Origin of the sequence: Mycobacterium gordonae (assembly GCF_017086405.1) — a bacterium.
GTDB lineage: Bacteria > Actinomycetota > Actinomycetes > Mycobacteriales > Mycobacteriaceae > Mycobacterium > Mycobacterium gordonae_D.
Genome location: NZ_CP070973.1, coordinates 2999500 through 3017204, shown reverse-complemented (window position 1 = coordinate 3017204; position 17705 = coordinate 2999500). Strand labels below are relative to the sequence as shown.

At 67.8% G+C, this 17705-nt stretch carries 16 protein-coding genes; 8 read left to right on the top strand and 8 right to left on the bottom strand.

Going from position 1 to position 17705, the window contains the following annotated elements:
• Window positions 1-130: 130 nt before the first annotated feature.
• The 3 genes from JX552_RS12970 (at window position 131) to JX552_RS12960 (ending at window position 5010) form a co-directional block, all read left to right on the top strand.
• Entirely contained in the window at window positions 131-1240 is a 1110-nt protein-coding gene (locus tag JX552_RS12970) for a PE family protein (RefSeq protein WP_205877778.1), read from the top strand.
• 113 nt (window positions 1241-1353) lie between these two features.
• Entirely contained in the window at window positions 1354-3183 is a 1830-nt protein-coding gene (locus JX552_RS12965) for an acyl-CoA dehydrogenase (protein WP_205877777.1), read from the top strand.
• 3 nt (window positions 3184-3186) lie between these two features.
• The gene (locus JX552_RS12960; protein WP_205877776.1) at window positions 3187-5010 is read left to right on the top strand and encodes a PE family protein; all 1824 of its coding nucleotides are present in this window, start codon (window positions 3187-3189) and stop codon (window positions 5008-5010) included.
• 76 nt (window positions 5011-5086) lie between these two features.
• On the opposite strand, the gene JX552_RS12955 is transcribed toward JX552_RS12960, so the two are convergent.
• The 7 genes from JX552_RS12955 to JX552_RS12925 are packed head-to-tail and all read right to left on the bottom strand — an operon-like array spanning window position 5087 to window position 11307.
• Window positions 5087-5434: a metal-sulfur cluster assembly factor gene (locus tag JX552_RS12955; RefSeq protein WP_205877775.1), complete on the bottom strand. Its 348-nt coding sequence runs from the start codon at window positions 5432-5434 to the stop codon at window positions 5087-5089.
• Window positions 5431-5898 carry a Fe-S cluster assembly sulfur transfer protein SufU gene (gene sufU / locus JX552_RS12950; protein ID WP_205878405.1) on the bottom strand — a complete coding sequence of 156 codons (468 nt, stop codon included), beginning with the start codon at window positions 5896-5898 and terminating at the stop codon, window positions 5431-5433. The genes JX552_RS12955 and sufU overlap by 4 nt, the downstream gene beginning before the upstream one ends.
• A complete protein-coding gene (locus JX552_RS12945; RefSeq protein WP_205877774.1) occupies window positions 5895-7130 on the bottom strand; it encodes a cysteine desulfurase in 1236 nt (411 codons plus the stop codon). The genes sufU and JX552_RS12945 overlap by 4 nt, the downstream gene beginning before the upstream one ends.
• A 2-nt stretch (window positions 7131-7132) precedes the next feature.
• Entirely contained in the window at window positions 7133-7912 is a 780-nt protein-coding gene (gene sufC / locus JX552_RS12940; RefSeq protein WP_205877773.1) for a Fe-S cluster assembly ATPase SufC, read from the bottom strand.
• Window positions 7909-9063, bottom strand: coding sequence for a Fe-S cluster assembly protein SufD (gene sufD / locus JX552_RS12935; protein WP_205877772.1), 1155 nt, complete (start codon window positions 9061-9063; stop codon window positions 7909-7911). The genes sufC and sufD overlap by 4 nt, the downstream gene beginning before the upstream one ends.
• Window positions 9064-9112: 49 nt before the next feature.
• The gene (gene sufB / locus JX552_RS12930; RefSeq protein WP_431195982.1) at window positions 9113-10519 is read right to left on the bottom strand and encodes a Fe-S cluster assembly protein SufB; all 1407 of its coding nucleotides are present in this window, start codon (window positions 10517-10519) and stop codon (window positions 9113-9115) included.
• Between the two features lie 32 nt (window positions 10520-10551).
• The gene (locus JX552_RS12925; RefSeq protein ID WP_241011021.1) at window positions 10552-11307 is read right to left on the bottom strand and encodes a helix-turn-helix transcriptional regulator; all 756 of its coding nucleotides are present in this window, start codon (window positions 11305-11307) and stop codon (window positions 10552-10554) included.
• 211 nt (window positions 11308-11518) lie between these two features.
• Here JX552_RS12925 and JX552_RS12920 point away from each other — a divergent pair, with 211 nt between their 5' ends.
• The 5 genes from JX552_RS12920 to JX552_RS12900 all read left to right on the top strand — a co-directional run bounded on the left by JX552_RS12920 (window position 11519) and on the right by JX552_RS12900 (window position 16918).
• A complete protein-coding gene (locus JX552_RS12920) occupies window positions 11519-12232 on the top strand; it encodes an SDR family NAD(P)-dependent oxidoreductase (RefSeq protein ID WP_277396068.1) in 714 nt (237 codons plus the stop codon).
• 196 nt (window positions 12233-12428) lie between these two features.
• Window positions 12429-14129, top strand: a complete 1701-nt coding sequence (gene mptB / locus JX552_RS12915) for a polyprenol phosphomannose-dependent alpha 1,6 mannosyltransferase MptB (RefSeq protein WP_205877769.1) — start codon at window positions 12429-12431, stop codon at window positions 14127-14129.
• Window positions 14126-15067 (top strand): ABC transporter ATP-binding protein, encoded by a 942-nt coding sequence (locus JX552_RS12910; RefSeq protein WP_205877768.1) that lies wholly within the window; start codon window positions 14126-14128, stop codon window positions 15065-15067. Before mptB ends, JX552_RS12910 begins: the two co-directional genes overlap by 4 nt.
• A gap of 59 nt (window positions 15068-15126) precedes the next feature.
• Window positions 15127-15837: an ABC transporter permease gene (locus tag JX552_RS12905; protein WP_205878403.1), complete on the top strand. Its 711-nt coding sequence runs from the start codon at window positions 15127-15129 to the stop codon at window positions 15835-15837.
• Between the two features lie 145 nt (window positions 15838-15982).
• The gene (locus JX552_RS12900) at window positions 15983-16918 is read left to right on the top strand and encodes a COX15/CtaA family protein (RefSeq protein ID WP_205878404.1); all 936 of its coding nucleotides are present in this window, start codon (window positions 15983-15985) and stop codon (window positions 16916-16918) included.
• Here JX552_RS12900 and JX552_RS12895 read toward each other — a convergent pair.
• On the bottom strand, window positions 16868-17686 hold the full coding sequence (locus JX552_RS12895) for an ATP-grasp domain-containing protein (protein WP_205877767.1): 819 nt from the start codon (window positions 17684-17686) through the stop codon (window positions 16868-16870). The two genes, JX552_RS12900 and JX552_RS12895, sit on opposite strands and share 51 nt — an antisense overlap.
• Window positions 17687-17705 lie beyond the last annotated feature (19 nt).

Below are 17705 nucleotides of genomic sequence, written 5' to 3'. Positions count from 1 at the left end.
GCGAATTCCTTTGGTGGACTACTTAATTTCGGCTCGAAATTGCCTCCAAAAAGACTTTCGAAAAGGATGCATCGCTGCCGAATCGCGATACGATTCTGAAATCGCCGACTCTTTGCTGTGGAGGTACGAGATGTCGTTTGTGGTTGCCAATACCGATTTCGTGTCTCAGGCGGCGGGCAATCTGGCCCGGGTCGGATCACTGATCAGCGATGCCAACAACGCGGCGGCTGCCCAGACGACTGCCGTCGCGGCGGCGGGAGCCGACGAGATCTCGGCAGCCGTCGCCGCCATCTTCGGCGCACACGCGCAGTCGTATCAAACACTGAGCGCCGGTGCCACGGCGTTTCACGAGCAGTTCGTGCGGTTGCTGTCCGGGGGCGCGAATGCCTACTCCCTGGCGGAGGCCACCAATATCGGCCCGTTGCAGCCTGTCCTCGACCTGATCAATGCGCCCACCAATGCGCTGCTGGGCCGCCCCCTGATCGGCAACGGCGCGGACGGAACCGCAGCCAATCCGAACGGCCAGGCGGGCGGAATCCTGTTCGGCAACGGCGGCAACGGCTTCTCGACGGCGGTAGCTGGAGTGGCCGGCGGCAATGGCGGGGCCGCGGGTCTGCTCGGCAGCGGCGGACGGGGTGGTTCCGGCGGAGCGGGCGGGGTCGGCGGCGCCGGCGGCGCCGGTGGCTGGCTGTTCGGCAACGGCGGTTTCGGCGGTAACAGCGGCGGCAACGCTGCCGGCGGCGCCGGTGGTTCAGCCTTCCTCTTCGGCGCCGGCGGCAACGGCGGCAACAGTGTTGTCGGCAGCGGAATCGGCGGCGCGGGTGGCAACGGCGGGGTCTTGTACGGAAACGCCGGCAATGGCGGCAGCAGCTTCCTCGGCGGGGGCGGCGCCGGCGGCCGGGCCTACCTGTTGGGCGGCGGCGGCAACGGCGGAGACGCGTTGTCCCAAGGCGCCGCAGGCAATGGCGGCAACGCGGGACTTCTCTTCGGGAGCGCCGGCTTCGGCGGCACCGGCTTCACCAACGCCAACGGCGGTAACGGCGGCGATGGCGGCCTGTTCTTCGGCGCCGGGGACGGCGGTAATGCCGGCGGAGGAGTCGCGACCAGCCGCGGCGGCAACGGCGGCAACGCCCTACTGTTCGGCAACGGTGGCGCGGGCGGTGGCGGAGGTGCGCTCGGCACGCCCGGCCTCGGCGGCAGAGGCGGGCTGCTGTTCGGCCAGCCCGGCCCGAACGGCTGATAGACGGACCAGGTCAACAACCCCTCTGACTGGTTACGGTTGCGTACGTTTTCTCCCAGCAGCAAGACTGTGCCCGATCATCGGGCCGATCAGTCTGAGTGGAAGGAACCACATTGGGGCACTACATCGCCAACGTGCGCGACCTCGAGTTCAATCTGTTCGAAGTTCTTGACGTAGGCGCCGTCCTGGGCACCGGCAAATACGCTGACCTGGACGACGACACGGTCCGCACCATCCTGTCGGAGGCGGCCAGGTTGGCCGAAGGCCCGGTGGCCGAGTCTTTCGCCTTCGCCGACCGCCATCCCCCGGTGTTCGATCCGGCCACCCACTCCATCAGCGTCGCACCGGAATTGGTCAAGACCGTCCAGGCGATCAAGGACGCCGAGTGGTGGCGTCTGAGCCTGGCCGAGGAGATCGGCGGCATGGCCGCGCCGCCGCCGCTCACCTGGGCGGTCAACGAGATGATCTACTGCGCCAACCCCTCGGTCTGCTTCTTCAACCTCGGCCCGATCCTGTCGCAATCGCTGTTCGTCGAGGGTAACGACGAGCAGAAGCGTTGGGCCGCAATGGGAGTCGAGCGTGGATGGCAGGCCACCATGGTGCTCACCGAGCCTGACGCCGGCTCGGATGTGGGTGCGGGCCGCACCAAGGCGATCGAACAACCCGACGGCACCTGGCATCTCGAAGGAGTCAAGCGGTTCATCTCCGGCGGTGATGTCGGCGACACCACCGAGAACATCTTCCACCTGGTGCTGGCGCGACCCGAGGGCGCTGGACCGGGCACCAAGGGCCTGAGCCTGTTCTATGTTCCTAACTTCCTGTTCGACCCGGAGACCGGCGAACTCGGTGAGCGCAACGGGGTGTACGTCACCGGGCTGGAACACAAGATGGGCCTGAAGTCCTCCCCCACCTGCGAGCTGACCTTCGGCGCCACCGACGTCCCGGCCGTCGGGTATCTGGTCGGCGGTGTCCACGACGGCATCGCTCAGATGTTCCATGTGATCGAGAACGCGCGCATGACGATCGGGGTCAAATCCGCGGGAACCCTGTCCACGGGCTACCTCAACGCCCTCGCGTATGCGAAGGAACGGGTGCAGGGCGCGGACATGACCCAGATGACGGACAAGACCGCGCCGCGGGTCACGATCATGCACCACCCCGACGTGCGCCGCAGCCTGATGACCCAGAAGGCCTACGCCGAGGGTCTGCGGGCGGTGTACATGTACGCCGCCGCGCATCAATGTGATGCTGTGGCGCAACATGTTTCGGGCGCAGACCACGATCTGGCGCACCGCGTCGACGATCTGCTGCTGCCCATCGTCAAGGGTGTGGGCTCCGAGCGGGCCTACGAGGTGTTGACCGAATCGCTGCAGACGCTGGGCGGCTCGGGCTTCCTTACGGACTATCCGCTCGAGCAGTACATCCGAGATTCCAAGATCGACTCGCTGTATGAAGGCACCACCGCGATCCAGGCGATGGACTTCTTCTTCCGCAAGATCGTGCGCGACCACGGCCAATCCCTGCAGCACGTGACGACCCAGATCAACAAGACCATCGAGACCACTACCGAGTCGTTGAAGGACCAGGCCGAGTTGCTGCAGGCCGCGGTCGAAGACGTCACCGGAATGACGGGTGCGCTGATGGGGTATCTGATGTCGGCCGCCCAGCATCCCACCGACATCTACAAAGTGGGTCTCGGCTCGGTGCGCTACCTGCTCGCCGTCGGGGACCTGCTGATCGGCTGGCGACTGCTGGCGCAGGCGAATGTCGCCGCGGCGGCTCTGGCCGGCGAGCCGTCCGCCGCCGACATCGCTTTCTATGAGGGCAAGATCGGGGTGTCGGCATTCTTCGCCAAGAATGTGCTGCCGAAGTTGGCCGGAGTACGGACGGTGCTGGAAAACATCGACGACGAGATCATGCGCGTCTCCGAAGACGTTTTCTGACGCATGTCGTTTGTGATAGCGGTGCCGGAGGCACTGACGGCGGCGGCCTCTGACCTGGCCGGCATAGGTACGGCGATAGCGGTGGCCAACGCTGCGGCGGCGGCTCCCACCACTGGGGTGTTGGCCGCGGGCGCTGACGAAGTCTCGGCTGCAGTCATGGCCGTGTTTTCCGGCCATGCGGTGACTTATCAGTCGGTCAGCGCACAAGCGGCGCTCATCTACGAGCGGTTGGAGCAGGCGTTAATCACGGCCGGCGGCTGGTATGCGGCCGCCGAAACCGCCAACGCCGCGCCGCTTCAGAGCGCGGAGCAAGCCCTGCTCACTATGGTCAACGCCCCCACCGAAATGCTGCTGGGACGCCCCCTGATCGGCAATGGAGCCGACGCGCCGGCGGGAAGCGGCCTGCCTGGTGGACCCGGTGGTCTGCTCTACGGCAACGGCGGAAATGGCGGCTCCGGCGGGACCGGCCAACCGGGTGGGGCCGGCGGGTCCGCCGGCCTCATCGGAAACGGCGGCGCAGGCGGCGACGGCGGCGCCGCCGCGATCGGACAGCTCGGTCAGGCCGGCGGGCGGGGCGGCAACGGTGGGTTGCTCTTCGGTGCGGGTGGCGCGGGCGGCAACGGCAGCGCAGGACCCACCGCGACCGGCACGCCGGGCGGGGCCGGCGGTGCGGGCGGCCAGGCCGGGCTCATCGGCCCGGGTGGTGCCGGCGGGGCCGGTGGCACCGGCTCGGCCAGCGGCATCGGCGGATCTGGCGGGGCCGGCGGCAATGGCGGGTGGCTCTATGGCAACGGTGGCGTCGGCGGAGCCGGTGGAGGCGGCGGAGCAAGCAACGGCGACTTGACTGGCGGAGCCGGCGGCGCGGGCGGGACCGGCGGTAGCGCCGGGCTGATCGGCAACGGCGCCGTAGGCGGAGCCGGCGGTGCCGGTGCCACGGCAGAAGCCACGGGCATCAACGCCGGCGCCGTCGGCGGAGCCGGCGGCCACGGCGGAGCAGGCGGCCACGGCGGGTGGCTGTACGGTTCGGGCGCCGCTGGCGGGGACGGCGGCGGCGGCGGCGACGGCACTGGCACCGGTACAGGCGTCGGCGGGGCCGGCGGGACCGGCGGTGCAGGAGGCAACGCCGGCCTGATCGGCCAGGGCGCCGGGGCCGGCGCCGGCGGTAAGGGCGGAACCGGCAAAGGGGTTGGCGGAACCGTCGCGGTCGGTTACGGAGGCGCGGGCGGAGCCGGCGGCACCGGCGGCACCGGCGGGTGGTTGTACGGTGCCGGTGCGACCGGCGGGATCGGCGGCACCGGGGGCTCCGGCACCGCCACGGGCGGGGGGGCCAACGGCAGCGAGGGCGGCACCGGGGGCGCCGGCGGCGCCGGCGGCCGCGCCCGACTGTTCGGCGACGGTGGGACAGGGGGGCAGGGAGGCGCAGGTGGTAACGGCGAAGCCGGGGCCGGCGGCGCCGGCGGGGCAGGTGGCGACGCCGGGCTGATCGGCAATGGCGGTGTCGGCGGGCTTGGCGGCCCGGGCATCACATTCGGCCCCATCGGCGGGGTCGGCGGCAACGGCGGCGCCGGCGGTAATGGCGGCTGGTGGTACGGCGCCGGCGGGACCGGCGGGGCCGGCGGGGCCGGCGGCGACGGCTTCGATTTCGGCGGGGCCGGTGGAGCCGGCGGCAACGGCGGCAACGGCCGTCTGGTGGGCAACGGCGGGACCGGCGGGCACGGTGGCGCCGGCGGGACAGGCGCATTGTCCGACGGCGCGGACGGGCCCGGCGGCGGTGGCGGCGCGGGCGGGGCGCTGTTCGGCACGCCCGGCGTCAACGGGACGCCGTGACTCACCGCCACGAGGCGCTGAAAAGACTTGGCGGCGAGTGTTCCGCCCGCGTCACACTCGGCGCAACAGCAAGCGGCTAGACCGTGAAGCCGAGGGCGCGCAGCTGCTCGCGGCCGTCCTCGGTGATCTTGTCCGGTCCCCACGGCGGGTTCCAGACCCAATTGATCCTGATCTCGTCGACCAGACCGCTGCCCACCAGCGCGGAACGTGACTGGTCCTCGATGACATCGGTCAGCGGGCAGGCCGCCGACGTCAGGGTCATGTCGACCAGCGCGACGGTACCCTCGTCGCCTTTTTCCAGATTCAGGCCGTATACGAGGCCGAGGTCGACGACGTTGATACCCAGTTCCGGGTCGACTACGTCCCGCATCGCCTCTTCGACGTCGGCGAGCAAGAGCTCGTCAGGTGTGGTGGTTTCGCTCATTGTGCAACCTCCTCGAAGCCGGCATGCGCTTGTGCCAGCGCATCTTTGAACGCCATCCAGCCCAGCAGAGCGCACTTCACCCGAGCCGGATACTTGGCCACTCCGGCGAACGCCACCCCGTCGCCCAGCACGTCCTCGTCGCCCTGCACGTTGCCGCGGGAGGCGACCATCTCGGTGAAGGCGTCGATGGTCCTGAGTGCATCCGGCACGCTGTGCCCGATGACCTGTTCGGTCAACACCGACGTCGCCGCCTGGCTGATCGAGCAACCCTGCCCGTCATAGGAGATGTCGGCGACGGTCTGGCCGTCCTCGGAGAGTGTGACCCGCAACGTGACCTCGTCGCCGCAGACCGGGTTGACGTGGAACACCTCTGCGCCGAAGGGTTCCCGCAATCCGCGATTGTGCGGGTGCTTGTAATGGTCCAGGATCACGTCCTGGTACATCTGCTCGAGACGCAACGTCAGCCTCTTCCGAAGAATTCCAGGGACCGTCGTACACCCGCTATCAGGCGGTCGACTTCCTCGTCGCTGTTGTAGAGCGCGAACGACGCCCGCGCGGTGGCCGCCAGGCCGAACCGCCGGTGCAGCGGCAGCGCGCAGTGGTGTCCGACTCGTACGGCCACGCCTTCGTCGTCGAGCACCTGGCCGACGTCGTGCGCGTGCACGCCGTCGACGATGAAAGAGACTGGCGACCCGCGGTTCTCCATCGAGGCCGGCCCGACGATGCGCACGCCCTCGACACCCGACAGGCCCTCGATGGTCTTGGCGACCAGCTCACGTTCGTGCGCCTCGACCGCCGCCATGCCGACCGCGTCCAGATAGCGCGCGGCAGCGGCCAGTCCAACGACCTGTGATGTCATCGGGGTGCCGGCTTCGAAGCGCTGCGGGGCGGGCGCGTAGGTGGAGGTCGCCATGGTGACCGTCTCGATCATTGACCCACCGGTGAGGAAGGGGGGCATGACGGCGAGTAACTCGCGGCGGGCGTACAGGACGCCGATCCCGTTGGGGCCCAGCATCTTGTGCCCGGAGAACGCGGCGAAGTCGACCCCGAGCGCGTGAAAATCGACCGGTTGGTGCGGCACCGACTGGCAGGCGTCGAGCACCGTGAAGGCGCCGACTGCCCTGGCCCGCTCGACCAGTTCGCCGACCGGCGCCAGCGCGCCGGTCACATTCGAATGATGGCTGAAGGCGACGATTTTGACGTTCTCGTCGAGCCGCAACGAGTTCAGGTCGATGCGACCGTCTTCGGTGACACCGAACCACTTCAGGGTGGCGCCGGTGCGCCGAGCCAGTTCCTGCCAGGGCACCAGGTTGGCGTGGTGCTCGAGCTCGGTGGTGACGATCACGTCGCCCGGTCCGACGGCGTTCCCGAAACGGCTGTCACCGAACACGTACGACACCAGGTTCAGCGATTCGGTGGCGTTCTTGGTGAACAGCAGCTCGTCGGGCTCGGCGCCCACGAACGCGGCGATGTCAGCGCGACCCTGCTCGTAGGCGTCGGTGGCCTCTTCCATCAGCTGGTGCGCACCGCGGTGCACGCCGCCGTTGGAGGTGACGAGGAACTCGCGCTCGGCGTCCAGCACCTGCAGGGGGCGCTGCGAGGTCGCCCCGGAATCCAGGTACGCCAACTGATTTCCGCTGCGCATGATCCGCTTGAGGATCGGGAAATCGGCGCGGATCGCCGTGAGGTCCAACATGCCTACGCGCCTGCGGTCGCCTGCGTGAAGCGCACGTAGCCGTTCTGCTCGAGTTCGTCGGCCAGCTCCGAGCCGCCCGATTCGGCGATGCGGCCGCCGACGAAGACATGCACGTACTCCGGCTTGATATAGCGCAGGATGCGGGTGTAGTGCGTGATCAGCAGGATGCCGCCGTTCTCGGCGTCGGCGTAGCGGTTGACGCCCTCGCTGACCACCCGCAGCGCGTCAACGTCCAGGCCGGAATCGGTCTCGTCGAGGATGGCGATCTTCGGCTTGAGCAGCTCGAGCTGCAGAATCTCATGGCGCTTCTTCTCACCGCCGGAGAAGCCCTCGTTGACGTTGCGCTCGGCGAACGCAGGGTCGATCTCCAGCGCGGACATCGCGGCCTTGACCTCTTTGACCCAGTGGCGCAGCTTGGGCGCCTCCCCGCGAATCGCGGTGGCGGCCGAGCGCAGGAAATTCGACACCGAGACGCCGGGCACTTCGACGGGGTACTGCATCGCCAGGAACAGTCCGGCCCGGGCCCGCTCGTCGACGCTCATCGCCAGCACATCCTCGCCGTCCAGCGTGATCGAACCAGAGGTGACAACGTACTTGGGGTGTCCGGCGATCGCGTAGGACAGCGTCGACTTGCCGGAACCGTTGGGCCCCATCAGGGCATGCTTCTCACCGGATTTCACGGTCAGGTCGACCCCTTTGAGGATCGGGATCTCGCTTTCGCCGTCGGCGCCGCTCGGGTTGACGACGCTGACGTGTAGGTCTCTGATTTCCAGGATTGTCATGCGGTAGTTGCCTTCTCCGTCTTTTCCAGTTCGTGTTCGATAGCTGCGGTGAGGCGCTCGCGCACTTCGGGCACGGCGATCTTGGAGATGATCTCGCCGAAGAAGCCGCGGATCACCAGCCGGCGGGCCTGCTCTTCGGGAATGCCTCGGGAGCGTAGGTAGAACAGCTGCTCGTCGTCGAATCGCCCGGTGGCACTGGCGTGTCCCGCGCCGGCGATCTCGCCCGTCTCGATCTCCAGGTTGGGCACGGAGTCCGCGCGCGCGCCGTCGGTCAGCACCAGGTTGCGGTTCATTTCGAAGGTGTCGGTGCCGGTCGCCTCGGCACGGATCAGAACATCTCCGATCCACACCGTGTGCGCGTCGGGCAGCTTGGACGACGGATCTCCTTGCAGCGCACCCTTGTACAACACGTTCGACTTGCAGTCCGGCTGGGCGTGGTCGACCAACAACCGAGACTCGAGGTGTTGGCCGTCGTCGGCGAAGTACAGCCCCATCAAGTCGGCGTCCCCACCGGGACCGGCGAACCGCACGTTGGCGGCCATCCGTACCACCTCGCCGCCCAACGTGACGGTGACATGGCGCAGCACCGCGTCCTTGCCAAGCCGGGCGTGATGGGCGCTGACGTGCACCGCGTCGTCGGCCCAGTCGGCGACCCAGATGACAGTGAGCCGGGCGGCGTCGTCGACTACGAATTCCAGGTTGTCGGCGTAGGTTCCGCTGCCACGGTGATCGATGACGACGACGGCCGCACCGAGTTCTTCAACCCGGATCTGCAGGTGCCCATAGGCGGTGGCGCCCTGCCCGGGACCGGCGACGGTGATGGTGATCGGCTCCCCGACCTGGGTGTCACGACCGACGGTGACCAACATCGCTGCGTTGAACGACGAAAATGCTTGAGCGGCAACACGATCAACGGGAACACCGGCCTCGCCGAGGCGTTTGTCGCCGCGGCGCACCGACTCGATCCGCACGCCCTCCCGCTCGCTGACCGCGATAGCTGCGGTGCCGGTGGCTACCGCGGTGCCGTCGTGCAATCCACGCAAGCGCTTCAGCGGGGTGAAGCGCCACAATTCGTCGCGGCCGTGCGGAACCTCGAAGGCGTCGACGTCGAAGGACGAGAACAGCTCCCCCTTGTTCAGCGCTGTCGTCATCGGCGCCGATCCTCTTCACCGCTACGCGCTGCATCGTCGTTGGCGTGAGTCATCCGACCGCACCCTCCATCTGCAGTTCGATCAGCCGGTTGAGCTCGAGGGCGTATTCCATCGGCAGTTCCTTGGCGATCGGCTCGACGAACCCGCGCACCACCATCGCCATGGCCTCGTCCTCGGTCATGCCGCGGCTCATCAGGTAGAACAGCTGGTTCTCGCTGACCTTGGAGACGGTGGCCTCGTGGCCCATCGTGACGTCGTCCTCGCGGATGTCGACATAGGGGTACGTGTCGCTGCGGCTGATCGTATCGACCAGCAGCGCATCGCATTTCACGCTCGACTTCGACCCGTGCGCACCCTTGTTCACCTGAACCAGGCCGCGGTAGGAAGTGCGGCCACCGCCGCGCGCCACCGACTTGGACACGATGTTGCTCGACGTGTTGGGCGCCAGGTGCAGCATCTTGGCGCCGGTGTCCTGGTGCTGGTCCTCACCGGCGAAGGCGATCGACAACACCTCGCCCTTGGCGTGCTCGCCGGTCATCCAGACCGCCGGGTACTTCATGGTCACCTTTGATCCGATGTTGCCGTCGACCCACTCCATGGTGGCGCCCGCCTCGGCCCGGGCCCGCTTGGTGACCAGGTTGTAGACGTTGTTCGACCAGTTCTGGATGGTCGTGTAACGGCACCGGCCACCGGGCTTGACGATGATCTCCACCACCGCCGAATGCAGCGAGTCCGACTTGTAGATCGGCGCCGTGCAGCCCTCGATGTAGTGCACGTAGGCGTTCTCGTCGACGATGATCAACGTCCGCTCGAACTGGCCCATGTTCTCGGTGTTGATCCGGAAGTAGGCCTGCAGCGGGATGTCGACGTGCACGCCAGGCGGCACGTAGATGAAGCTGCCGCCCGACCACACGGCCGTGTTTAGTGCGGAAAACTTGTTGTCCCCGGCCGGGATGACGGTGCCGAAGTACTGCTTGAAGATCTCGGGGTGTTCGCGCAGCGCGGTGTCGGTGTCCAGGAAGATGACGCCCTGCTTCTCCAGATCCTCACGGATGGAGTGGTAGACGACCTCCGACTCGTACTGGGCGGCGACACCGGAGACCAGGCGCTGCTTTTCGGCTTCCGGGATGCCCAGCTTGTCGTAGGTGTTCTTGATGTCCGCGGGCAGATCGTCCCACGTCGCGGCCTGCTTTTCGCTGGAGCGCACGAAGTACTTGATGTTGTCGAAGTCGATGCCCTCGAGGTTGGAACCCCAGTTCGGCATCGGCTTCTTGTCGAAGATGCCCAACGCTTTGAGCCGGATGTTCAGCATCCAGTCCGGCTCGTTCTTCTTCGCCGAAATGTCGCGCACGACCGCCTCGGACAGCCCGCGTTGTGCCGCGGCGCCCGCAACGTCAGAGTCCGCCCAGCCGTAGCCGTACCTGCCCAGAGAGTCGATCGTCTGTTCCTGGGTCATCGGCTCGACGGTCCGTGCAGCTTCGAGTGTCATCAGGACGCTCCTTCAGTGCTTACTTGGGCTGGGTTGCGGCTCAGGCGCGGGCTGGGCGCCGGAGTAAGTGGTACGTGGGTGGTGCAGGCGCAGTCACCGTTGACGATCGTCGCCAACAACTGCACGTGGGTGCCGAGCACCTCGGACATCGCCTGCTGTTCGGCCTCGCACAATTCCGGGAATTTCTCGGCGACATGGGAGACCGGGCAGTGGTGCTGGCAGATTTGCACGCCGTGGATGGGTCCGCCCACCCGGGTCGTCGTGGCGACGTAACCGGCTTTGGTGAGCGCCTGCGCGATGCGATCTGCGGTGGCTTCGATGGCGTCTTCCTCGGGACCGTCGGCGGCCTCCACACCGGACAGGATCGCGTCGATCCGCCGCCGCGCGAACGTCTTCACCGCATCCTCGCCGCCGATCTCCCGCAGTTGTCGCATTGCGGCGGAAGCCAAGTCGTCATAGGCGTGGTCGAGCTTGGCGCGGCCGGCCGCGGTCAAGCGGTAGCGCTTGGCGGGCCGTCCCCGGCCCACCTGCTGCCAGGAGGCCGATGCGAAGGATTCCGCTTCACCGGCGTCGATCAGCGCGTCCAAGTGTCGCCGGACGCCGGTGGGCGTCAGGCCCAACCGGTCACCGATTTCGGTGGCGGTGCTGGAACCCGATTCGAGCAGCAGGCGGACGATGGTGCGCCGAGTGTGGCCATCCGAGCCGACAGCAACAGCTGCGGGCACGGCAGCTGGCGATTCGGATTGGATTTTCACAACACCAGTGTGTCGCAATTCCGGGGATCGGTCCAGCAAGGGTCCCCTTACGTGATCTGAGCAACAAACGAGAAGAGCAGAGAAAACACTTGATACGCGGGGGCACCGCATGCGGGGACATTGCGCGCGAACCCCAGCGCAGTGGCGACCACCGCTCCACATTGCCTCGAAAAATACGAAAAATTAGGTCGATTTGCGCAACCATTTGACGATGGCCGCAGGCACGGACCTTCAGGGCAAGGTGGCGGTCGTGACCGGCGGGGCCGGGGGCATCGGCCGCGCCCTGGGACGGCGCTTCGCCCAAGAGGGCATGAAGATGCTGCTGGCCGACGTCCTCGCCGAGCCGCTCGACGCAGCGACCCGCGAACTCAAGAGCGCAGGGTTCGAGGTCGCCGGCCTGGTCACCGACGTCACCGACTACTCCTCGGTCGAGGCGCTGGCGAACGAAGCGTTGCAGCAGTTCGGCGCCGTGCACGTCGTCTTCAACAATCCCGGAACGGGCGGCGTCTCCGAGGGTTACTTGTGGGAACACGACCTTGCAGACTGGCGCTGGGGGATCGATGTCAACGTGCTGGGCGTCATCCACGACATCAAGGCTTTCGTGCCCATCCTGCTCGAACAGGGCGAGGGGCACGTGGTCAACACCTGCTCGGGCAACGGCGGGTTCGCGCCGATCGCCCGGGGGGCCATGGGCGGGCCGGCCAACGCCGTCTACCCGATGACCAAGGCCGCGGTGCTCTGCCTGACCGAGGTGTACAACTTCGATCTACGTGCGCTGGCCGCCTTGGCCGACCGTATCGGCCCGACCCCGCAGGACCTCGGGCAAGACGATGCGGTCAGCGTCCCCAAGTGGGAGGCACCCCGCCAGACCGGACGCCACTGGCTGACGGGTGCCGATCCGTTGCCCGATTTGGTGCAGAGCTGACGACGGCGTCCCGAGGCGAGGCTCGCCGACGATCCGTGGACCGCAACAAACAGACGCGGCACGTTTCTGCTGACCACGGTCTTCGCCGCGCGATTGCACACCGGGCGCGGCGTGACACCCGAGGATGACGACAACTCCACAACATGACCGACGAACCCAGCGGTCTACGCACAGTGGCGCGGTCTACTCTGCTCTGATGGCAGCCCGCCACCATACGTTGAGCTCGTCGATCGCCAGTTTGCACGGCGACGAGCAGACGGTGGGCAAGCCGCTCAACGCCGCCGAGCACACCGCGATGCAGCGCACCCGGCTGTTCGGCGCCACGGGCACGGTGCTGATGGCGATCGGCGCGCTGGGCGACGGCGCCCGGCCGGTGGTTCAGGACCCGACCTTCGGCGTGCGATTGCTGAACCTGCCCTCGCGCATTCAAACGGTGTCGCTGACCATGACCACCACCGGCGCCGTGATGATGGCGCTGGCCTGGTTGATGCTCGGCCGTTTCGCGTCCGGCAAGCGCCGGATGTCGCGCGGTGAGCTCGACCGCACGCTGGTGTTGTGGATGCTGCCGCTGCTCATCGCACCCCCGATGTACAGCAAGGACGTCTACTCCTATCTGGCCCAGAGCCAGATCTCACTGGAAGGACTCGACCCGTATCGGGTGGGACCGGCCTCCGGTCTGGGCCTGGGTCACGTGTTCACCCTGTCGGTGCCCAGTCTGTGGCGCGAGACTCCCGCGCCCTACGGGCCGCTGTTTCTGTGGATCGGGCGGGGAATCTCCGCGCTCACCGGGGAGAACATCGTCGCCGCGGTGTTGTGTCACCGGCTCGTCGTCTTGTTCGGTGTGGCGTTGATCGTGTGGGCGACGCCGCGGTTGGCGCGCCGGTGCGGGGTGGCCGAGGTGAGCGCGCTATGGCTGGGGGCGGCCAATCCGCTGCTGTTCATGCACCTGGTCGCCGGCATCCACAACGAGGCGCTGATGCTGGGTCTGATGCTGACCGGTGCCGAGTTCGCATTGCGCGGCATCGATTCACAGCGCCCGCTCAAGCCGCAGTCGTGGCGGCTCGGGCCGGACTGGCAACCCCTGGGATTGCTGCTGGCCGGCTCGATCCTGATCGTGCTGTCCTCGCAGGTGAAGCTGCCGTCGCTGCTGGCGTTGGGCTTCGTCACGATGGCACTGGCCTACCGCTGCGGCAGTACCCTCAAGTCGTTTCTGCTGTGCGGCACCGCGATGGCGACCTTGACGCTGGCGGTGATGGGCCTCGTCGGCTGGGCCAGTGGGCTCGGCTTCGGCTGGATCTACACCCTGGGTACCGCCAATGTGGTGCGCAGCTGGATGTCGCCGCCGACGTTGTTGGCGCTCGGCACCGGCCAGGTCGGCATCCTGCTGGGCCTGGGTGATCACACCACTGCCATCTTGTCGCTGACCCGTGCGATCGGCGTGCTGATCATCATGGTGATGGTCTGTTGGCTGCTGGTGGCCGTCTTCCGCGGCCGGCTCCACCCGATCGGCGGCCTCGGGGTCGCGCTGGGCCTCACGGTGCTGCTGTTCCCCGTCGTGCAGCCCTGGTACCTGTTGTGGGCGATCATCCCGCTGGCCGCCTGGGCTACCCGCACCAAGTTCCGGGCCGCCGCGATCATCGTCACCCTCATCGTCGGCATCTTCGGACCGACCGCCAACGGCGACCGCTTCGCGCTGTTCCAGATCATCGACGCCACCCTGGCCAGCGCCTTCATCGTGGTCGTGCTCATCGCGCTGACCTATCACCGGCTACCGTGGCAAGCCCTTCCGGAGGAGACCGTCGAGCCCGAGCCACCGGTGACACTGGTCACTCCGGCTTCTGCTGAGGCCACCCCGTCCGCCGAGGCGGCACCCGACGCCTACGCTGATTCCACGTGAGCTCCGTCCCCCACGACCGCGATATAGCGGTACGACTGCGCGGGGTATGCAAGCAGTACGGGTCCGTGAAGGCCGTTTCGAGCCTCGATCTCGAGGTGCATGCCGCCGAGGTGTTTGCGTTGTTGGGTCCCAATGGCGCCGGAAAGACGACCACCGTCGAGATGTGCGAGGGCTTCATCCGCCCCGACACTGGCAGCATCGAGGTGTTGGGGCTGGACCCGATCGCCGACAACGCGCGCCTGCGCCCCCGCATCGGCGTGATGTTGCAGGGCGGCGGCGGTTACCCGGCAGCGCGTGCCGGCGAGATGCTCAACCTGGTGGCCTCGTACGCCGCCGACCCGTTGGACCCGGGCTGGCTGCTGGAAACCCTCGGCCTCACCGAAGCCGCCCGCACCACCTACCGACGGCTCTCCGGTGGACAACAACAACGGCTGGCGCTGGCGTGTGCCCTGGTCGGCCGCCCCGAGCTGGTGTTTCTCGACGAGCCGACCGCCGGCATGGACGCCCACGCCCGGCTGCTGGTGTGGGAGCTGATCGATGCGCTGCGCCGCGACGGCGTGACCGTGGTACTGACCACCCACCAGCTCAAAGAGGCCGAGGAACTGGCCGACCGCCTGGTGATCATCGACCACGGCACAACGGTCGCTGCCGGCACCCCGGCGGAACTGATGCGCAGCGGCGCCAAGGACCAGCTGCGCTTCAGCGCGCCGCCGAAACTCGACCTGGCGTTATTGACCGCCGCGCTGCCCGAGGACTACCGAGCTAGCGAGGTGTCCCCGGGTGAGTACCTGGTCGAAGGCGCGGTCGGCCCGCAGGTGCTGGCAACGGTCACGGCGTGGTGTGCGCGGATCGACGTGCTGGCCACCGACCTGCGCGTGGAGCAGCGCAGCCTCGAGGACGTCTTCCTGGATCTGACCGGCAGGAGGTTGCGATCGTGAGCGAGGTTTTCCCGGCCGGAACCTTCACCCCCGACCCGCGTCCCAGTGCCGTCTCGCGCATGCTGGTCGCACAGTTCAGCCTGGAGGCCAAGCTGCTGCTGCGCAACGGTGAGCAGTTGTTGTTGACGATGTTCATCCCAATCACCCTGTTGATCGGGCTGACCCTGCTGCCTTTCGGTTCGTTCGGCGAGCATCGCGCCGCGGTGTTCACCCCCGCGATCATGGCGCTGGCGGTGATCTCCACCGCGTTCACCGGGCAGGCCATCGCTGTCGCGTTCGATCGCCGTTACGGGGCATTGAAGCGGCTCGGGGCGACGCCGCTGCCGGTGTGGGGAATCATCGCCGGCAAGGCGCTGGCGGTGGTGTTCACCGTCTTCCTGCAGTCACTGGTTCTGGGATTGATCGGTTTTGCGTTGGGCTGGCGTCCGCCGGTGGCGGCCCTGGCGCTGGGCGGCGCGGTGATCGCGCTGGGCACTGCGGGGTTCGCGGCCCTGGGCCTGTTGCTCGGCGGCACCTTGCGCGCCGAGATCGTGCTGGCGCTGGCCAACCTGTTGTGGTTCGCCCTCGCCGGGTTCGGTGCGCTGACCCTGGAGACGGGCATGATTCCGACGGGCGTGAAGTGGGCAGCGCGGTTGACGCCGTCGGGCGCACTGACGGAGTCGCTGTCGCAGGCCATGAGCTTGTCGGTGGACTGGTTCGGGCTAGCGGTGCTCGCCGTGTGGGGTGCGGCGGGAGCGCTGGCGGCGCGGCGCTGGTTCCGGTTTGTGTGAAAGCGCTGAGTCTGCGTCCACGTCGCAAAATCTCGAGGAGGCCGCGCCCGGGATGCAGAACCAATGCTGAAGACCAGCCAGGCCCAGTTCTACTACGTGACGTAGTCGTCGTTACGATCGGGCGGTGGCCGTCGGACGAGCGCTGATGCGGTTGGTGGACCTGCTCCCCAACCCCAGCCTGCGCGTCCAGCGCATCGTCGCCGCGGCGGTGATTCTGACTCAAGGGGGCATCGCGGTCACCGGGGCCATCGTGCGCGTCACCGCGTCCGGGCTCGGATGCCCCACCTGGCCGCAATGCTTCCCCGGCAGCTTCACCCCGATAGCGGTATCGGAGGTACCGCGCATCCACCAGGCCGTGGAGTTCGGCAATCGGATGATCACGTTCGCGGTGGTCATCACCGCGGCCCTGGCCGTGTTGGCGGTGACGCGGGCACGCCGGCGCCGCGAGGTGCTGGTGTACGCCTGGCTCATGCCCGCCTCGACCGTTGTGCAGGCCGTTATCGGCGGCATCACCGTGCGCACCGGACTGCTGTGGTGGACGGTGGCGATTCACCTGCTGGCGTCGATGACGATGGTGTGGCTCTCGGTGCTGCTGTTCGTCAAAGTTGGGGAACCCGACGACGGCGAGGTACGCGAGCGGGTCGCCAGGCCAATGCGGTTGCTGACGGCGTTGAGCGCGATGAACCTGGCCGCGGTGCTAATCACCGGCACCCTGGTGACCGCCGCCGGGCCGCACGCCGGTGACAAGAGCCCGAGCCGGACGGTGCCGCGGCTCAAGGTCGAGATCAACACCCTGGTGCACGCGCACTCGTCGCTGCTGGTCTCGTATCTGTCGCTACTGATCGGCCTGGGCTTCGGGCTGTGGGCGGTGCAGGCCGGCCGCGTGGTGCTGCGGCGGCTGGGCGTGCTGGTCGCGGTCGTGGTCGCCCAGGCCGGCGTGGGAACCGCCCAGTACTACACCGGGGTCCCGGCCGTGCTGGTCGCGCTGCACGTTGCCGGTGCCGCGGCCTGCACCGCGGCCACCGCGGCGCTATGGGCGTCGATGCGAGAACGGACCCAACCCGAGGCGCTCCAAGGCTGACTCGACGGCCAGTGCGAATTCGCGCTGGGCTAGACCGCGGGTTTCGGCGTCCAGCCGCAGCCACCCCAGCGCCGGATCTACCAGCTGCAGTTCAAGCAGCCGGCGTCCGGCCAGATGTGCCCGCGCGTACAGCAATTCACCCTGGGCAGCTGCTACCGCGGCTGCGCCGACATCCCAGAGGTCGAAATCCGCCTCACCTTGATGCAGGCCGCCGTCCTGCCAGGTGAACGCGTGCGACGGTTTGCCGCCGAGGAAAACCAGGACGGTCTCCGGCTCGTCACCGGTTTCTTGTACGAACACGTTTTCCTGGCGGCCCTCGATGTAGTCCCGAGCATCCAACCGGTCGGTGAACCGCCGCAGGCCGGTTCCGACGGGGGCACCGACGTAGACACGGCCGTCGGACGGCAGCCGCAGCGGATCCCCAGGCGCATACAGCTCCCCCGGCACGGTCGGAACCCCCCGCTGCGCCAGCTCCGCCAGGTAGCGGCGCTCGACGTTCCAGGCGATGATCGGTGGGGGGTTCAGCAGGTTCTGCACGCGGGTGGTCCAGGCAAGGAACTCGTCGAGTCGGGCGGAATAGTCGCCGGCGTCGCGCAGGATCACCAGGTGTGCGTCGACGACGTGGGGGTCGTCCCATCCCAGCCACCGGGCATGCAGCCCTCGAGCACGCAGTGCCGCCACCAACCCGGCGTCGTCACCGGCGGCGCGCTGCGCACCACCGGCCAACACGATGCGCGGATGGAAGGTGTCCGGTCGGGCTAACTTCATGCCCGGGCATGATATCGGC